General features: G+C 34.3%; 16 protein-coding genes. 3 read left to right on the top strand and 13 right to left on the bottom strand.

The features are described from left to right. Window positions 1–144 precede the first annotated feature (144 nt). Together purH and QZ659_RS09265 are read right to left on the bottom strand one after the other, a co-directional pair. Window positions 145–1,695 (bottom strand): bifunctional phosphoribosylaminoimidazolecarboxamide formyltransferase/IMP cyclohydrolase, encoded by a 1,551-nt coding sequence (purH, locus tag QZ659_RS09270; RefSeq protein ID WP_291725316.1) that lies wholly within the window; start codon window positions 1,693–1,695, stop codon window positions 145–147. Window positions 1,696–1,909: 214 nt separating this feature from the next. Continuing rightward, window positions 1,910–2,335 (bottom strand): 6-pyruvoyl trahydropterin synthase family protein, encoded by a 426-nt coding sequence (locus tag QZ659_RS09265; RefSeq protein ID WP_291725314.1) that lies wholly within the window; start codon window positions 2,333–2,335, stop codon window positions 1,910–1,912. 240 nt (window positions 2,336–2,575) lie between these two features. On the opposite strand from QZ659_RS09265, the gene QZ659_RS09260 reads away from it, so the two are divergent. Then, window positions 2,576–3,871, top strand: coding sequence for a dicarboxylate/amino acid:cation symporter (locus QZ659_RS09260; RefSeq protein ID WP_291725312.1), 1,296 nt, complete (start codon window positions 2,576–2,578; stop codon window positions 3,869–3,871). A 1-nt stretch (window position 3,872) separates the two neighbouring features. Here the strand turns inward: QZ659_RS09260 and QZ659_RS09255 are convergent, their stop codons facing one another. From QZ659_RS09255 to QZ659_RS09215, 9 genes are all read right to left on the bottom strand, one after another. Next, a complete protein-coding gene (locus QZ659_RS09255; RefSeq protein ID WP_291725310.1) occupies window positions 3,873–4,400 on the bottom strand; it encodes a hypothetical protein in 528 nt (175 codons plus the stop codon). Further along, window positions 4,401–5,351 (bottom strand): hypothetical protein, encoded by a 951-nt coding sequence (locus QZ659_RS09250; RefSeq protein ID WP_291725308.1) that lies wholly within the window; start codon window positions 5,349–5,351, stop codon window positions 4,401–4,403. Between the two features lie 170 nt (window positions 5,352–5,521). Beyond that, window positions 5,522–6,673: a molecular chaperone DnaJ gene (gene dnaJ, locus QZ659_RS09245; protein ID WP_291725306.1), complete on the bottom strand. Its 1,152-nt coding sequence runs from the start codon at window positions 6,671–6,673 to the stop codon at window positions 5,522–5,524. A gap of 87 nt (window positions 6,674–6,760) precedes the next feature. Beyond that, on the bottom strand, window positions 6,761–7,369 hold the full coding sequence (locus tag QZ659_RS09240) for a nucleotide exchange factor GrpE (RefSeq protein ID WP_291725304.1): 609 nt from the start codon (window positions 7,367–7,369) through the stop codon (window positions 6,761–6,763). 245 nt (window positions 7,370–7,614) lie between these two features. Beyond that, complete coding sequence (locus tag QZ659_RS09235) at window positions 7,615–8,544, bottom strand: DMT family transporter (protein WP_291725302.1); 930 nt, start codon at window positions 8,542–8,544, stop codon at window positions 7,615–7,617. Between the two features lie 214 nt (window positions 8,545–8,758). Next, window positions 8,759–9,544, bottom strand: a complete 786-nt coding sequence (locus tag QZ659_RS09230; RefSeq protein WP_291725300.1) for a glycoside hydrolase family 25 protein — start codon at window positions 9,542–9,544, stop codon at window positions 8,759–8,761. Window positions 9,545–9,555: 11 nt separating this feature from the next. Next, window positions 9,556–10,686: a SpoIIE family protein phosphatase gene (locus tag QZ659_RS09225; RefSeq protein WP_291725298.1), complete on the bottom strand. Its 1,131-nt coding sequence runs from the start codon at window positions 10,684–10,686 to the stop codon at window positions 9,556–9,558. A 74-nt stretch (window positions 10,687–10,760) separates the two neighbouring features. Next, a complete protein-coding gene (locus QZ659_RS09220; protein ID WP_291725296.1) occupies window positions 10,761–11,882 on the bottom strand; it encodes an FIST signal transduction protein in 1,122 nt (373 codons plus the stop codon). A 118-nt stretch (window positions 11,883–12,000) separates the two neighbouring features. Then, window positions 12,001–12,885, bottom strand: coding sequence for a DUF4846 domain-containing protein (locus tag QZ659_RS09215; RefSeq protein ID WP_291725295.1), 885 nt, complete (start codon window positions 12,883–12,885; stop codon window positions 12,001–12,003). A 226-nt stretch (window positions 12,886–13,111) separates the two neighbouring features. On the opposite strand from QZ659_RS09215, the gene QZ659_RS09210 reads away from it, so the two are divergent. Both QZ659_RS09210 and QZ659_RS09205 read left to right on the top strand, forming a co-directional pair. Beyond that, complete coding sequence (locus QZ659_RS09210) at window positions 13,112–13,405, top strand: hypothetical protein (RefSeq protein WP_291725293.1); 294 nt, start codon at window positions 13,112–13,114, stop codon at window positions 13,403–13,405. 245 nt (window positions 13,406–13,650) lie between these two features. Then, window positions 13,651–16,368 carry a putative LPS assembly protein LptD gene (locus QZ659_RS09205; protein WP_291725291.1) on the top strand — a complete coding sequence of 906 codons (2,718 nt, stop codon included), beginning with the start codon at window positions 13,651–13,653 and terminating at the stop codon, window positions 16,366–16,368. 348 nt (window positions 16,369–16,716) lie between these two features. On the opposite strand, the gene QZ659_RS09200 is transcribed toward QZ659_RS09205, so the two are convergent. Both QZ659_RS09200 and QZ659_RS09195 read right to left on the bottom strand, forming a co-directional pair. Further along, window positions 16,717–17,535 (bottom strand): hypothetical protein, encoded by an 819-nt coding sequence (locus tag QZ659_RS09200; RefSeq protein WP_291725289.1) that lies wholly within the window; start codon window positions 17,533–17,535, stop codon window positions 16,717–16,719. A gap of 14 nt (window positions 17,536–17,549) precedes the next feature. Next, window positions 17,550–18,720 (bottom strand): DUF4139 domain-containing protein (locus QZ659_RS09195; protein ID WP_291725287.1); only part of this gene is annotated, 1,171 nt, incomplete at its 5' end.

The following is an 18,720-nucleotide window of genomic DNA, read 5'->3' as shown; positions in this document are numbered from 1 at the left end:
TATTCAGTATAGCTAATTATAATTCAATATAGTGAAATGAATGTTTAAACTGAACCAACCATAAGCAAAACACAATGTTTACTTATGGTTGAAATCACATTACATCATTGATGGTTCTGACTGACCTCAACGACGGTTTGAGAATTAATGTTTGAAATGTCTAGTTCCTGTCAAGACCATCGCCATTCCATTTTTATCACACATATCGATAGAATCTTGGTCTTTGATAGACCCACCAGGTTGGATAACAGCACTAATTCCTTCACTCGCTGCAATCTCTACACAATCTGGAAAAGGAAAAAAAGCATCAGAAGCCATCACAGCACCTTTCAAGTCAAACCCAAATACTTTTGCTTTTGCAATGGCTTGTTTGAGTGCATCTACACGAGAAGTCTGCCCCACCCCACTAGCTAAAAGTTGTCCCTCTACGGCAAGAATAATCGTATTTGATTTAGTGTGTTTTACCAATTTGTTAGCAAAAAGAAGGGCATTTACTTGCTCATTTGTCGGAGCTTTTTTAGTTACTGTTTTAAGGTCTTTCTTTGTTTCTTGTTTCTTATCAGCATCTTGTGAAATAACACCATTTAAAAGTGTTTTGAAATGAATATGAGGAAAAGCAACATCTTTTCGTTTCAAAAGAATACGATTTTTCTTTTGAGTAAGAACTTCTAGAGCTTCCTGTGTAAAATTTGGAGCTATCAGAACTTCAAAAAACAAATCATGCATCGCCTCGGCAGCAGCTTTATCGACTTCCGAATTAGTAATCAAAACGCCACCAAAAGCAGAGAGCGTATCAGCAGCAAAGGCTTTTTTATAGGCTTCAGCTACTGTTTTTCCTGTTGCCATTCCACAAGCATTGGTGTGTTTTAGGATAGCAAAAGCTGGCGTTTCGTCTTTAGAATCTTCAAAATCATCAATCAAAGCAACAGCTGCATCAATATCTACAAGGTTGTTGTAAGAGAGTTCTTTTCCGTTGAGCTGCTCAAAAAGTGCTTCCAAATCTCCATAAAAATAGCCTCTCTGATGTGGATTTTCTCCATATCTCAAGGCTCTTCCTTCTTTAATACTTTCTTTAAAAACTAAACTCACATCATTTCCTTGTGTATGTATTTGGTCAAGATGCTTGAAAATCGCTGTATCGTAGTGCGAACTGGTATTGAATGCCTTTTTAGCAAAATTTCTTCTCGTTTCTAAATTTGTTGTTCCGTTTTGCTCTTTTAGAATCTGATTGAGCAGTGGATAATCTTTTTTGTCTGAAAGAATTACGACATCATTGTAGTTTTTGGCAGCAGCACGAATAAGGGCAATTCCTCCAATATCGATTTTTTCAATAATCTCATCTTCCGATGCGCCAGACTTTACTGTTTCCTCAAAAGGATATAAATCTACAATTACCAAATCGATTTCTGGAATTTCGTATTTTTTTGCTTCCTCAACATCGCTATCTAACTCACGACGGTGCAAAATTCCTCCAAAAACTTTTGGATGAAGCGTTTTTACTCGTCCTCCAAAAATAGAAGGGTAGGATGTTAGGTCTTCAACACGAGCTACTGAAATGCCTTGCTCTTCAATAAACTTTTGTGTTCCTCCAGTAGAGTAAATAGTAACACCTTGACTGGCAAGCGTTTGTAAAAGAGGTTCTAAGCCGTCTTTGTAAAATACTGAAATGAGCGCAGATTTAATTTTCTTTTGCATAAGAACTATGAAGTTTTGCTGTATGGGTGAATATTCCGTTTTTAATGGATTAGAATATGTTTTCGTACAATTTTCTACAAAACTACATATAAATCTTAGAATTGAAAGGGGAAATTTTGCTTGTTGCAAATGTAGTTCAGATATCTTGTCTGAATATAAAATATGTAATTACTAGGTTCTGCTAACAGTCTAGAAGACTGTTTTACAAAAAAGTCTATTCCTCTCCAAAATACTCTACATAATTCTTTTCTGTTTCGAAAAGCGTAAGAGAGTGCAAAACAGCATTATTATCTGAAATCTCTTGTACTTTAGGTGCAAGAATTTTCCAAAACTCCATAATCACAATTTCACACGAAGGAATTTTATTTTTTAGAAACTCTACTTCTATATTAAGATTCTTGTGGTCGACTTTATCTATGATTTCAGTTCGTATTAGTTTTCCTAGTTTTTTCAAGTCTAACACGCAGCCTGTATCTGGATTAATCTTTCCCTTTACTTTTACAGTCAGCTCAAAATTGTGTCCATGAAAATACGGATTCGAACAAATACCGAACTCTTCTTTATTTCTCTCATCGTCCCAAGCAGGATTAAATAATCGGTGGGAAGCGCAAAAATGTTCTTTTCTACACAAATAAACCATATTTTTCTTATTTAGATAAGGCAAGCCTTATCTCTACATAAATACATTTCCATTTTAAACTGCAAAATTACGCTTATTCTATCAAAATTGATAATTTTATTTGCTCTGAGTTTAATCTAATTGTTGATTATTAATTTTTAATTATCAATTCAGTCGTTTGTTGTTTAATCAAAACCAACCTATATTTGGAATCTATTTTAATAAAATTCTGTAAAACCTATATTTAGATATACAAATACTATGAAAAAGTCGTTCAAACTCGCTCTCCACTGGCAAATTATTATCGGAATGATACTAGGCGTTGTTTTCGGAATAGCTGCCGTTCTGATGGGTTGGAGTGGTTTTGTAAACGACTGGGTGCAGCCGTGGGGAAAGATTTTTGTCAATTCTTTGAAAATGATTGCAATGCCTTTAGTATTTATTTCTCTAATACAAGGAATTGCAAGTATGAGTGATATTTCAAAACTCTCTCGTTTGGGTAGCCGAACCATACTGATTTATCTGATTACGACCGTTGTAGCGATTTCTATCGGACTCGTTTTAGCAAATGTCATCCAACCAGGGAAGGCTTTTTCAGAAGAAAAAAGAGCCGAATTTGCTCAAAAATATGCAGAGAAAACAGCCTCAAAACAAAAAGCTGCCAAAGATGTAAAAGAAGCTAGTCCGTTGCAGCCTATTATTGACATTGTTCCAGATAATGTAGTAGCAGCAGCTACTAATAACCAAAATATGCTTCAAGTGATATTTTTTGCTGTTTTGTTTGGAGTGGCTTTAGTTATGATAGATTTTAAGAAAGGAGAAATGATAAAAAAGGGCTTCGATGCGCTCAATGATTTGGTCATAAAAATAGTCGAAATTCTGATGCTCTTTGCGCCTTATGGTGTTTTTTCATTGCTTGCATTCTTGATTGTAGATTTTGCAGAAGGAGATTTAAACAAAGTAGTTGAGCTTTTCAAAGTGGTAGGAATCTACTGTCTGACGGTCGTTTTGGGATTGCTTCTAATGATTGTTTTTTACATAGTAATTCTAATGATTTTTGCTCGTTACAACCCACTACAATTTTTCAATGGTATTGCTCCTGCACAGCTTTTGGCATTTTCTACCAGTTCTAGTGCTGCCACGCTGCCTGTTACGATGGAACGAGTAAACAAGTTTTTAGGCGTTCCGAAGCAGATTGTAAGTTTTGTTTTGCCTGTTGGAGCAACTGTAAATATGGACGGAACAAGTTTATATCAAGGTGTAGCTGCTCTTTTTATTGCACAAGCCTACGGAATGGAATTGACCTTAGTAGAACAACTCGGCATTGTCTTGACAGCTACACTTGCTTCTGTCGGAGCTGCTGCCGTTCCAGGAGCAGGAATTTTGATGTTGATTATTGTTTTGCAACAGGCAAAAATTCCTTCGGATGGTATCAATCTTATTTTGGGAGTAGATAGGCTCTTGGATATGTGCCGTACGGTAGTGAATGTTACAGGTGATGCAAGCGTTTCTATTTTGGTCGCCAAATCTGAAAATGAAAGATTGGATGGGGAGTAATTTATTCCGTCCTGTCTCTTTCTTTTTCTAAAGCCTCTCCAAAGACTTTTAGTAAACCTTCATAATCAGAAGTTATTACAGAGGGTTCATAATGCAGGGCAGTAGTGATATCTTCTATAAAAATTTGATATTTGTCGTCCCCATAATTAGGGCTATACTGCCCATCTCTGCTATTTTGTGTAGGAAAAATAACTTTGTAGTGTACAACGTATCTATGCAAAGAAATATCCTCATATTTATCAAACTCTCCGTACGAACTCACTATTTTATATTTGCCTTTATAGTAGCGTGGAAAAATCTCATTAATTTGCTGTTTGCTATCTCTTTGTACTCTGCTTATCCAAACAGGATTTTTTAAATTCGTTTCCAACAAAAAAACAAGAATAGTAGGTTGGCTTCCATAAGTAGTTGGTATTTTTTTACTCTCTTTTGTGTAATTGTTTGGGTTTATTCTGCTGTGGCTGGCGCAACTTGTGAGGATGAGCAATATCGATAAGAGAAATTTTGAAAGAGGATTTAGTGTTTTCATTCACTCAAAATATTTATACTCATAACTAATTGTAAAAATTAAATTATCTTCTTCGTACACATCAACTTTTTCCAACAGTCCACTCTTTTTGTAAAAGTGCTTGAATAAATAATGATTGTTTAAACTCATACAAGGGTCAAAAAAATGAGTGTATTTTTCTTTTATAGAACCGTCTTTGTTGTATGAAATTTTTGTAATTAATTCTGTAATGTTTTTTGGTTTATTTTTTCCTCTAAACGTCATATAATTAATATTGCTTATCTCTTCAATATCTTTCTCTCTTTTATCAATCAGCCTATTAGCTACATCGTATTTGTAGGAAATTGTATTTATTATGGTATCGTTTTTATAATGTATTTCTTTTGCTATGTTGATATTTTTATGGTATTCGTATTCTTTACGATAAGTGTCTAATACTTTGTAATCCAATCGATTGGTGGTATCAAGCATTTCAGTTTTAATAGTTTTGGTTTTTATTTTCCCAAAACTCGTCCAGTCCATAATTTTTGTCTCTTTGATAATATCTCCATCTCTGTTTTTGCCTTTACTGGTTTGTTTTATCAGCTGTGAGGCTGAATCATAAGTATTTTTAAAGACTTCTTCGTTTCTTTGGATTAATGTGCCATGTTGGTCGTATCTATAAATAGTAGAATCATAATAAACATTATCTGATTTATCTATCCAATAGGTTAGGATTAAATTATCATTTTCATCGTATTTATGCCCTATACTTACAGCCTCCATTCTACCCATCTTCCACTCAATGGTATTTCCATTCTTGTCGTATTTCTCTATAATCGTAGTACAATCAGAGTTTGAGCCAGTAAGACGATGTTTTTCAAAAGACTCTTTGACTTTATTCCTGACAATTATACTCTTTTCATTTCCAACTTGTGCCAAAACTGATTGGGTTATACCTATAAGGATTAATAGTAATATTTGACTTTTCATATTTTACACGTAGTTATAGATAAAGTTATGCTGATGTAAGCGAGTATAATGTAGAAAGGTTAAAAAACTAACGATGATACGCTTAGAATAAGTATTTATTTCTACACTATAGAACAAAAAAATAGAGTTCCAAAAAATTGAAACTCTATTTTTAAAAGGGTTATATTTTTCTAATGAAAAAATTCTCTTACTTTATCAAAAAACGAACGGTCTTGATTTTCTAAATCAGGAGCAAAATTTTCTGATTTTTTGAGTTTTTCCATTTCCTTACGCTCGTCTTTAGAGAGTTTTTGAGGAATCCAAACATTAACGTGAATGAGTTGGTCGCCTGTTTCGTAGGTGTTGTAAGGACGTATTCCTTTTCCTCTTAGTCTTAATATTTTTCCTCCTTGCGTACCTGCTTCTATCGGAACTTTTACGCTGCCATCAATCGTCGGCACTTCGACAGTCGTACCCAAAACAGCATCTGGGAAGCTAATACACAAATCGTAATGAACGTTTTTACCTTCTCTTTTGAGGTGTTCGTGTTCTTCTTCTTCAATCAAGATAAGCAAATCGCCTGCAACACCTCCTCGTGGTGGATAGTTACCTTTTCCAGCCATTGAAAGCTGCATTCCGTCTTCAATTCCTGCTGGGAGTTTGATTTCTGTTACTTCTTCTTTCATCTGCACACCCTCGCCACTACACGACTTACAAGGTGCAGTAATAATAGTTCCTTGTCCGTTACAAGAAGGACAGGCTGCCGTCGTTACCATTTGCCCAAGCATGGTGTTGGTAACACGTCTTACTTGTCCGTTTCCGTTACACTGCTTACAAGTTTCTTTCGAAGAAGCATCTTTTGCGCCAGAGCCATCGCAAGTATCACACAAAACTTGGCGTTTGATTTTTATTTTTTTCTCTACACCATTAGCTATTTCTTGAAGCGTAAGTTTGAGCTTAATACGTACAGAAGAACCTTTCTTTTGGCGTTGTCCTCTGCCTCCACCAAAAATATCATCGAAAGGAGAACCTCCTCCCCCTCCGAAGCCACCACCAAAGATGTCTCCGAAATGAGAAAAAATATCATCAGCACTTTGGAAGCCACCACCTCCACCACCATTCATACCTTGGTGTCCGAAACGGTCGTATCTTGCTTTTTTATCTGGGTTGCCCAAAGCATCGTAGGCTTCGGCTGCTTCTTTAAATTTTTCTTCGGCTGCTGCATCTCCCGGATTTTTGTCGGGGTGATATTTAATCGCAATTTTTCGATAGGCTTTCTTTATTTCTTCTGGAGAAGCGTTGCGTGAAACACCCAAAACTTCGTAAAAATCTCTCTTGCTCATAACAGGTAATGCTTGTTTAGTATAGCTTTAGTAAAGTGTCTTTAATTTTTCCTAATTGAAGTTGCTTTTTTTTAATGGTCTGCAAAATTACGAACCTACAACTACTTTAGCAAAGCGAACTACTTTATCGTTCAAATAATATCCTTTCTCTACTTGGTCGACGATTTTGCCTTTAAACTCTTCAGAAGGTGCTGGTGTAGTAGTGATAGCCTCATGAATATCTGTATCTAGTGGCTGACCGATAGGAGATTCCATTTCTTTAAGTCCTTGTTGTTCTAAAACTGTACGGAAACGTTTTTGAAGTATTCCGATAGCATCCAAAGCAATATCAGCCTTCTTATCTTCATCTTCTGCTTGGTCGATAGAAGTCTCTGCACGCTGAAAATCATCCAAAACTGGAATAAGTGCAGCCATCATATTTTTATTGGCAAGTTGTGTATGCTCAATTTTTTCTTTTGCTGTACGACGACGGAAGTTTTCAAACTCTGAATAAAGACGTAAGTGCTTGTCTTTTAGCTCTAAAAGCTCTGCATGATAATCTGGAGTCGCTTCTTCTGTCCCATTGTCAGTTTTGGCTGTTGTCTCTTCGTTTGTTTCTGCCGAAGTGTCCGAAGTAGATTCAGTCTGTGCTTCTGTATTCAAATTTTCTTCTGTCTGCTTGTTTGTAGTTTCGTTTTCTGGATTATTCGTGTTCATAACTACGTATATTTTTGATTTTATTTTTAGATAATGAAATGTCTTTGGGAATGCTAAAGCAAACTATTTCAAGAGAAAACTATTATTTGCTTTAATATATGCTATCAAAAAGGCAATATATTTGCCAAAGCAGGAATTTTATTTTTTTGTGTCAGTATGGCAGATTGGCATTTTCTTTTTCTTGATGTTTATATTTTATGTATCTCATACTTTTGAAATATAGTGTTTAAATTTTATTAGAGTATTTACTTCCACCTATTAGCCACAAAAACACCAAAAATAATCATTGCCATTCCTATAAAATGCTCGGTTTGTAAAGGTTCATCATCCACTACACCCCAAAATATAGCCACAATAGGAATAAGATAAGTTACCGTACTGGCAAAAACAGCGTCATTGAGTTGAATGACTTTATTAAAAATAATGAGTGCAAAAGCAGTTCCTATCACGCCCAAAATGACAATGTAAAAAAGAGACTTCCAAACTGTAATAATACTTGGAACTACAGTAGTCTGTAAAGTAACTGCACTGGCTTCTTCAAAGTGAGAAAGAAAAGGTGTGCCCAAAAATAGATATAAAAGAGAAGGAATACCAACGGTAAGAAAGGCACAAGAAGCAATCGGAAAAGAAGGGATTTCAGAGAGTTTATCTTTAATTACATTCAAACTAATAGCATAAAAAAAAGCTGCCAACACTACTAGCAAAACATACGCATTAATATCTCCAAAACCTCCTCCTTTTTTAGCAATGCTCAAAAGTCCTGCGCCAAAAAATGCTACTCCTAAACCTATTAATTGTTTATATTTTAACTTTTGGCTAAAAAAAAGTGCGCCTACCATTACTGTAAAAAGGGGAGTAAGTGCGTTCAGAACTCCTGTAACTGAACTTAAAAGTTGAGTTTGAGCAAGTGGAAAAAGAACAGCAGGAATAGCATTACCCACAAGCCCAGAAACCAGTAAATATTTCCATTTAGATTTAGGAATTTTTCGGGCGTGTACAATAGCAAACGGCAACAATGCCACAAAAGCAGCCGACATACGCAGCGCACCAATTTCTAAAGGCGAAAAAACAACCAGTCCTCGCTTCATCAAAATAAAAGAACTTCCCCAAATAAGAGCAAGCAAAATCAGTAAAAACCAAGACAATACAAGAGGATTTTTTGTAGAAGTGTTCATAGAAAAAATAAAATTGCTTTTTTTGAAAATGACAGAAGAAGAAAGAAAGAGAGTAGCAATCACACTTTATAACTAATTAAAAATCAATCACTTAAATAAAATTATCTCATTTCACAGGTCATAATTATTATTTTTTAATTCTTAATTGTATCAAAGGTAGTTTTTCTGACAAGAGATATTCCTATATAGCGTTACTTTTTGAGGTATTTTAATATTAGGAGTTCCAACTTATAACAAGTTCTTTCTCATTACCATTGAAAATATTGTAGTCTATTCCACAATCAAAATCATCTACTTTGTAAAAACAAGGCTTTTTTGTTGTGTCATTTTCATCTTTGCAGCAGTTCATCTCACAACCAAATTGCCAAAGGGAATAGGTTGTCCATATTTTTTTTGATTTTTTGGTTGGTATAAAAGTTTCAGAAATATCTCCATCGTCTGTGAGGGCAATTATCCATAATTTACATTTCTTAAAAACATGTTGGTAGAGTGAGTTTTCTAGCTTTTTAAGATTGCTTCTTGAAGAATAGATGTGAGGATAGCGTCCTGTTTTTTCATAAATTCTTGTTACAAAAAGATAAGCATTATGAGGAGAAATAAACTCTTTAGTCGTTTTGTGCATTTCAAAATCTAAAGCCAAAAACTCTTTCTTGATATAATCTTTCCCCACCATTTTGAGATAATCATCAGCTTGTTTTTTTCCATCTGTATTGTGTTTGGGCAGCCAATACGAACCAAAAAGTAAATTATTTTGGTAGGCTTGTTTTCTTCGCTGATAAAAAATATTGCTGTCTTGTTCTGAAAGTTTATGGATAATTCCTTTTATGCGTTTTTCTTTTTTGATTTGCTCTATGGTATAATCATTTTTGCAATAAACATCGATGATTATAGGCTTTTCTTTGTCGTTCCACGGCTTTATAAAATCAGAATCTACTTGGGTTTGAACATCATAAACAAAGAAAGTCATTAGAAAAAAAACAATAAATAATAGAGTTTTCATATTCTTTTTCTTTAGGCTTGAAAACCAATTACTAATACATCATCTATTTGGTCTTCTTCTCCTTTCCAATTTTGATAGTATTTTTTGAGTTCTTTTTTCTGCACTTTGCAAGCTAAATTACAAATACTTTGAAGTTTCTTTTTAAAGTTCTGTCGTAAGAGTTTCCCTCCATTTTCTCCTCCAAACTGGTCGGCAAAGCCATCCGAAGCAAGGTAAAAATAGGAGTCTTTACAAGAAGATAAATCTACAACGTGAGAAATAAATTTGACTTCGTTTTTATTTTTTATATAACCACCAATAGATTTTCTATCAGCTTTAACTTCAATGAGTTTATTACCTCTAAAAAAAACGAGGTTTTGTCGTGCGCCTGCATAAGTAAGTGTGTGATGTACATCATTCACAACACACAAAGACATATCTGCTCCATCTCGGTTTGAACTTCCTCTTTGCCTAAGTGCATTGATTACATAAATATGTAACTCTTCTAAAATTTTTGCTGGCTCTACCACTTTTCGGAACTTAACTATTTCATTCAAACCATCATTAAGAATTAAGCTCATAAAAGCTCCTGGAACACCATGTCCAGTACAGTCTATTACGGCTACAAAACGATATTCTCCCAATCGTGTAAACCAATAAAAATCGCCAGAAACAATATCCTTTGGAGAAAAAAACACAAAACTATTTGGGAAAATAGTTGCTATTTCATCTTCAGAAAGTAGCATTGCTTTTTGAATACGCTTGGCATAATTGATACTACCCATTATGTGCTTATTCTTGACTTCTAAAAGCTCTTTTTGACGTTCTATGTCTGAAACAGCTTGCTCTACTCTTTCTTCTAGTCTTTCATTAAGCACTCGTAACTCTTCTGAGTTTTGACGCAACTCTTCTTCCATAGAAATAAGTTGTGCATTTGTTTCTGCTAAATTATTATTTTTAGCTTCTAGTTCGTTTATCGTTTCTGCCAATAGTTTTTCTAATGTTTTTTTATCTCTAGCTGTTTTTTCATATTTGAATTCGGTCATTTTCATCTCACGTTCTACTTTTTTTAAAAGTTGAGACAACTCTTTTTCCTGTTCATCTGGAAGAGAACCTTTAGGAACAAAAGCAAGAATTTTTTCAAGATGTTTAGCTAAACTCAAACCTAATTACTGTAATAAATAAAAAAATGATTAATTAATTAAGGTAGGCATTTTTGATAAATAGACTTTATATTTTACTTTTCTTTCAAAAGAATAAGAGAAACGGTTTCATTGTGTAAATCACAAACACTTGCTCCATTTATTGTTCCGATTTCTCCATACGAAAAGAAACCGATAAGTGGAGCATTCCAAAGTTGTTGAAGTCCTTCTAATTCGCCTTCAATCATAGGGCCTAAAGCAGCTTGGCGAGCAGCACAAGAAACTAAAATTACTGCATCAGCTTCTGGATAATTATCCTTCAAAATTCCTAAATCTTCTACAGATTGATCTATCACATCAAAATCTGGAGGCATAGAAAAAAGCATAGAAGAGCCTTCTGGTACTTCTCCAGCTAAAATAAGTGCGCCTTCGTCATTTGCCATAAGTGGCGCACGCAGAGTAGTGTAGCCATCTCTTTGTAGTTGTAGAGGGTATTTCATTCCCACTTCTGCTACTACGTCCTTACGGCGGTCGGAAGGTGTAGGAATATCAAAATATTTTAAAAATACGTCTAAAGCTGGTTCTCCATCAATAGTGTAAAGAATATTTCCTTCTGCTCTAGTAGCAATCTTTGGCGTTCCGACAGCTTTCCAACCACTTGTGGCAAGTCCTGCTATATCTACCTTATCTTTATCAATAGCTAAAAATAAAAGAGCTTTATCCGATTTTTTATTATTTGAAAAAACATAAGAGGCTTGCATTTTGAGGTCGTCTCCAGCCATTCCTCCAAAAAGAGGATAGTTTCCCACTTCATTTACTCCTTTAATAATATCGTCTCCATTCGTGTCTAGTCCTCCAGAGAAAACAATAAGAGCGAGATTCTCAAACTTTTCTTTTGCTGCTTCTGTTGCCGTTTTAGCTGCCAAAACAGTGTCTTCTTCCTCTGCTAGATAAATAAAAAAACTCTCCTTTTTCATATCCAAAAGCAAAACAGCCATAGACTCATCACTTACCTCTCCATTGACAAACTCTCCAGAAGTAGTGCAACCTACTAACTCAATATCATATTTTTTAAATAGACTTGAAATAGCATCTATGTCGTGAGCTACAGAAGCAAACACAAAGGCTAATGTGGGGTCAAAATCTACTGCTGCATATTCTTGGAGTTGCCTTTCTAGAGATGAAAATGAATCTGCATGAAAATTTTTTGCTTGCATAATGATTTTTGTGTTTGTAACAGAAGTAAAGAAGTATTTTGAAATAGCAATATAAGTTTTTAAACAATGAAATCAAAGACGGATAAGCAATTTGAAATCGCATTTTTCTTTATAAAAATTATTCAAAAGTTTTTAAATCCTCTTGTGAGAATATCCATTCTGGAGTTATGATATTTTCATTGGGAATACTTGGAATTTCATACCACGGACTTAATGTCTCATTATTAAAATTCTTCAAAATATGAATATCTTGAGCTGGCATATAGCTTTGAGCAAGCAGGAATATTTTCTTGTTGGTCAGAGAATCCATTGCTACATCTACCACCAAAACAGCATGTCCAGGAAAACCTCCCTGTATCAGAACATCTCCTATCTCAATATCTTGAATCTTTTTTGACTTTAGCTCTTTGCTCAGCGAAGCCGAACCTGCATACATAAAAACGTTATCCATGTATTTTAAAAAGTTGGAATAACTTGTATCTGCTTTAGCTTTCAAACTCCAACTGACTTTATTTCCTTTAATCGTTGGACGGTAGCCAGTTGCCCATTTTTGATATATAGCAGCATCTCCACTTGTGTAGTTGAATGAAATTTTGTCTTTTTGGTTTGTGTTGAGTAAATATTCAGCACGAAGACGCATTACAGCATCAGCACATTGTTGTAAATCTCGCTTTCCTACTGAAATATCAAGTACTCTATAATGCACTTGTTGGTAATTTTTATATTCTCCACTATATAACTTGACTGGAGAGCCTTTTGGCTTCAATAAAATATTGCGAAGATAGTATCCGAAAGAATCACTAGACTCCTGTTTTCTACTATATCCTTGTGGAACAGGAATTTGTCCGATTTTATCTATGGTTTTTGTTTTTGTAATACCCCCTTTTTCAGACGCTTTGACTTCTTTGATAGGAACAGTTTTCCTTTCAATAAAACTAAAAGCCACTATACCAACTAGAAATATAAAGACAATTAGACTGGCAAAAATTTTTAATGGTTTCATTCTATTTTCCTGATTATGATGCAGTTATCAATACGTTATATCACAAATAGCCAAAATCTACGCCATTATATCATATTTCATAAAGAAAAAATATGAAGAAAATTTTAGACCTCAAATCCTTTACGGTCTGCGCTTCTATATTTGTAATATAATAAGAAGATAAAGAGACAAAATTTATCTAATTATCTTAACTACAACATCTTATCAACAATAAATATTTAGAAGTATGAGCAAGTTACAAAGAATCGCAAAAGCCATTGAACGTGAAGCAGATTACCGTAAAGAACGTGTACTTTTATTTTGGAAGAAAAAATATAAAAATATGTGTATTGGTGTTACAGCCAATCCAGTGGCTACAAAAAGAGAATTAGGAAAGCCAAAAACGTGGATTTGTTGGGAGGCTACAACAGAAGAAGAAGCACAAAAAATTGCTAACTATTTTGAAAAAAAAGGAATGCGTTGGGAATATAAAGAACCACAACAATCAGTTTGGAAAGCTTTGTATGTATATGTTATATAAAAAAATCATAAGACAATCACCTACAAAAATAAAATCACCAAATTTATCTATTTATCACTTTCTAAAGTCTTCTATTTTCTCTTGATAAGAGTTAAATGGAAGGCTTTTTTTATTAAGAACAGATAAACGGAAATTTTTCAAGCATTAAATACTATTAAATCAGAGTTAAAATAGAGTAAAAGCGTTTCGTTTGTTACCTTTGCACCGTCTTTTCGATGTATTTTTACAGCGTTGTTTAGTTATATATGACAGTACGCTTTCTTCTTCGAATTATTTATAAAAGTTTTATGCGTTTTAGAATTTTATTTATTTTCTGTTTTACGATTAGTTTATTTTCTGGTTTTTCAGCAGTTGCTCAAGACATCAAACCTCTGACTATTTCATTAGATAGTTTGAACAAACTCAATGCACTAAAACAGCAAACTGCCTTAGATTCCTTAGAAAAAGCTGAAGAAGCTGACACGCTAGGTCGTCCTGCTGCTAGTGGAGATTTTACAGCTATTGTAAAATATTCAGCAACAGATTCGATAAAATATGACTTCAAAACACAGAGCATAACACTTTACAACAAAGCTGAAATAGACTATACTAATATCAATCTTAAATCAAATAGAATTGCTTTAGATTGGAACACCAATGAACTAACAGCAACAGGTTTGGAAGATTCTTTGGGAAAGCTGACCGAAACACCTGTTTTCAAACAGGGCGACGATGAATATAAAGCAAAAAAAATAAGATATAATTTTGTAAGCGAAAGAGCCGTAGTAAGTGAGATTGTAAAGAAAGAAGGCGAAGGTTTTTTATTGCTAGAGAAAGGAAAACGTGATGCAGAAGGAAATTTGAATGGTGTGGAAGGCTCATATACTACTTGCCAAAACACTTCGCATCCACACTTTCGCATTCGCTCAAAAAAATTAAAAGTAATAGAAAACAAACAAATTGTTTCAGGACCTTTTCAGTTAGAGATTATGGATATTCCAACTCCTGTTGGATTTCCTTTCGGAATTTTGCCTGTTCCCAAAACTCGTACTTCTGGAATTATTGTTCCTAGTTATGGAGAAACTCAAGAACGTGGTTTTTTTCTTAGAGATGGAGGATATTATTGGGCTATAAGCGACCACATAGACCTTACTTTTTTAGGCGAAGCTTACTCAAAAGGGGTTTATGGTGCATCTGTGCGTAGCCGATACAAAAAACGATATTATTATGATGGTAATTTCGACTTTAGAATGAATACTATCAGAGCCGAAGAAAGAGGAATTGACGAGAGTACTAGCAATGATTTTCGCCTTACGTGGTCGCATACACCAAAGTCAAGAGGTTCGTCTTCATTTTCAGCTAATGTAAATATCATGACCTCACAATTTAATGAGCGAAATTCCTTCAATCCAAACGACTATACACAGGCTTCTGTCAATTCAGGGGTTAATTATAGCAAAACATTTACAGGAACGCCTTTTGTTTTTTCTGGAAGTCTTCGCCACAACCAAAACTTACAATCTAAGATAACCAATGTTTCATCTCAAGCCAATTTGAGCATGAATCGTATTTTTCCACTTCGAAAATTAGTCAAAAACTCTCAATCACCACTTGCTCAACTCGGACTTTCTTATCGTTTAGATGGACAAGCAGAAGTTTCAAACCTTCTTCAAAGTAGTATCAAAGGAAATTTTAAAGTTCCTTCCGACCAAAGAAGCACTAACGACACACTTGCCTTCGATTTTGCCAATGTCCCAGAAATACTTGACAATTTAAAATGGGGATTTAAACATGCTATTCCTCTTTCTACTTCGGTTACTTTTTTGCGTTATTTCAAGATGAACCCTAGTGCTAATTTCAATCAAGTATTTTATGGTAGCAAAAACTCGTATGAGTGGATTCAAAAAGATACTGTCCGAACTACTACAGAACAGGGCTTTTCACATTTTTATTCTTACAATGCTTCAATAGACTTTACAACTACTTTCTACTCTACTTTTTTATTTAAAAGTCAGAAATTTAAGGCGTTGCGTCATACAATGATTCCGACTATCTCCCTAAGCTATCAACCCGACTTTAGCGACCCTCGTTTTGGTTTTTATCAAGAGGTACAGATAAGCGAAGATGGCACAACACAGCGTATCCCTCGTATGAATGGCATTTATGGTTCGCCTTCTGCTGGAGAGTCTGGAACAGTTTCTTTTTCTCTTAGAAATACATTAGAAGCAAAAGTAGAAAACAAAGAAGGAAAAGATGAGAAACTAAAAATCTTAGATAGTTTTGACTTTTCTACAGCCTATAATTTAGCAGCTGACTCCTTCAATTTGAGCAACATTGGTGCAAACATGAGAACTTCTCTTTTCAAAAATAAGATTGGAGTAAATATCAGAGCTTCCATAGACCCTTATCAGTACGATGTTTTAGTAAGAGACTCTCTTACAGGAGAAGTTAGTCAGCAACGCAGAATAAATAGATTTGCTTGGCAAGAAGGTTTGAGTATCGGAACGCTCAATACACTAGGTATTTCATTAAATACTTCACTTTCAGCAGACGGATTTAAAAGTGATAATGAAGATGAGGCAAGTAATGAAGCTATTTCTCAAGCCGATTTGGATTTTATTAATCAGAACAGAAACCTCTATGTAGATTTTGATGTGCCTTGGTCAATCAGTCTTTCCTACAACTGGAATTACAGACAAACAGGGCTAATAAAAGGAGATGCTAGTCAAAACTTGTCTTTTAATGGTGATGTTAATGTTACACCTAGATGGAAAGTGAGCTATAATGCAAGTTATGACTTAGAGCTAAATGAAATTTCGGATGCTACTTTCAACATTCATAGAGATTTACATTGTTGGGAATTGCGTGTCAGTTGGACACCAGTAGGCTTTCGTCGTGGTTATACCTTAGATTTACGTGTAAAATCAACACTTCTACAAGACTTGAAACTCAACCGTAGAAATAACTGGAGAGATAGAAGATAAAATCAGATATACGACCAAAATCCCTTTTTGTTTTATAGCAAAAAAATACCCTTTACATTTCGTTGCGCTGCAACTCTCAAATAAACTATCATAATCCACTCTACAAATAGGATGTTGCGCTGCAACTTTTTCTATGCTTTTTTTACAAAAAACACATTTTTATTAGCTTTCAGCTTAAAGTAGCTGACATTTCTACCTTTATACAATACAAGTTGCAGAGCAACGTTCTGGTTGGTAGAATAAAAAAGCACAAAAAATAGAGTTGCAGCGCAACGAAATATTGAATGTTTTATAAACAGGGAAATTTGTCGTACACCCATAAAATCTGTTCAACAAGCTATAAAAACACTATTTTTGCTTTACCTCAACATTTAAAAAATGAGCCATTTTTTCTGCATTTTGTTTTAGTCGTATAGCCTTTTCAGTGGGTGGATTCGAAGAAAGTTCGGCAGATGTAATTATCATAATTGTCTTGTGATTGGAAAGCTCCAAATGCAGTCCTGCTTGATAATCAAAGGTAGGATGTTCTACTTTTTTGAGTAGCAATATATTTTTAATTTCTGATAAATTTCCTTGTTTATTTTGTTTTAGAGGCGAAGAATATTTAACAAAGTATTGATTTTTATTCTTATCAAAAATATAATTCGTATTCCCTACAAAAAAACCTAAAGCCAAAAGAATTAGAATAACTATCCCTGTCGGAATCAAAATGATAGCAGACAAAACGCCAAAATACCTTTCTGTTGTTTTGAAAGAAGTTTGGTTTCTTTGTTGCAAAAAGCGATTAAACTCTTCTGTAAAGCTAGAGCTAAAACCCACCTGTCTTTTGCCACTTAATAATTTTATTTGTTCGCCATTATTCAAAATCAAGATAGGATTTTCATAATTATACTTTTGGCTTCTCATTTTCGAACTACTACTTCCTAAATCTATTTTTCTAATAGAAGATAGACGAAACTCTTTTGTTTTGAAACCACTAAAAAACCTAAAATGACTTGTTTTGAGTGTATCTTTTGAAAGATTAGCCTCTAAAGAAATGTGTTCGTAAGCAAAGGCAAGAACGACCATAAAAGCAAGTGCTACAAAAAAGGCAACTACTAAAAAATTTTTGGCATAGTTGATAGAAAGCTCTAAAATTTCTGAGCTATTTTGGGTGAGTTTTAGCATAACATCAAAATAATTTAGTTAGTTTCCACAAAATTAGTTTCTAACTGTTTTCCTTTCGGATATTTGATAGTGTATTCCAATTTAAAGGTCTTAGAATCAGAAGCAGAAAGTTCTGTATTCCAAATGACTTGCCCTGTTCGGCTATTGAGTTGCCCTCCACTTAGATTTTCTGTTTCGACTTCAATTCGGCTATCCATAGAAAGAGGAATTTGGTCTATTACTTTTACATTTACTTTGCGACTCAAATTATTTTTAACAATAACTTCGTAAGCCTTTGCTTCTTTTACATTTGAACCAATAAATTTACGTTTGTTTTTGTCTTTAAGTGTGATTTTTTCAGCTACAATTCGGCTATCCTTTCCTAAAGAGACAGCTAATGTATCTCCAGAATCTTGTGTATCAAGATAGCTCTTGCCCACAAATTTATTTTCAAAATAAATATTGACATCTCCCGAAACAAGTTGATATTGCTGCCAGTCAGAAAGATTTGCCATTAGGAAACCTTCCTTTTGCTTTCCTGCAAAAACAGTGTACTGATAATCTGTATCTACATCGATATTGGAAACTTCTACCAGTTGTTTTCTGCCATCAGAGAGAATTGTATAAGGCAGTTTTATTTCAAATTCGGAAGCTAAAGCCGTCTCCTTAACCGTAGTATTATCAGCAATAGACTCTGCTTTTGCTTCTTCTAACTCATCATCATCTCCCCAATCTCCATCGTCCCAACTAGCATCTTCTTCTACACTTTCTTTTTTTTTATAGGATGATTGAACTCCAGCAGCATATCCAGCCATTGCAATAGGCTGATAAATTTTCAAGTGTTGAGCATAAAATTCAGGTATCTCAGTACTTTGAGTTGGGTCTGCTGTAGAAAGGGTTAATTTTATGTCTTTCCAGTCTATGCCTGTTGTTTGATTGACATGCGCTCTATATGAAATTTGCATAGGTTTACCTACTTCTTCTGCTCTAAAATCATAAATTGGATTCCAATATACATTTGTAACCAAGTATTGTAATACAAAATCTACGCTTACATTGGATTTTGCTTCCAAACTAACAATTACTTCTCCAGAAGGAACATCTACAGTTAGGTCATTAGAATAGGTACTTTTATTGAGCATACGAGACAAATCTTTTTGCAGTCGTCTTATTAAATTGTCATTTTCTTGTTGTTTTTCTTTTACC

It is taken from the genome of Bernardetia sp. (assembly GCF_020630935.1).
Taxonomy (GTDB): Bacteria; Bacteroidota; Bacteroidia; order Cytophagales; family Bernardetiaceae; genus Bernardetia.
This window is presented reverse-complemented; position numbering and strand designations above follow the sequence as displayed.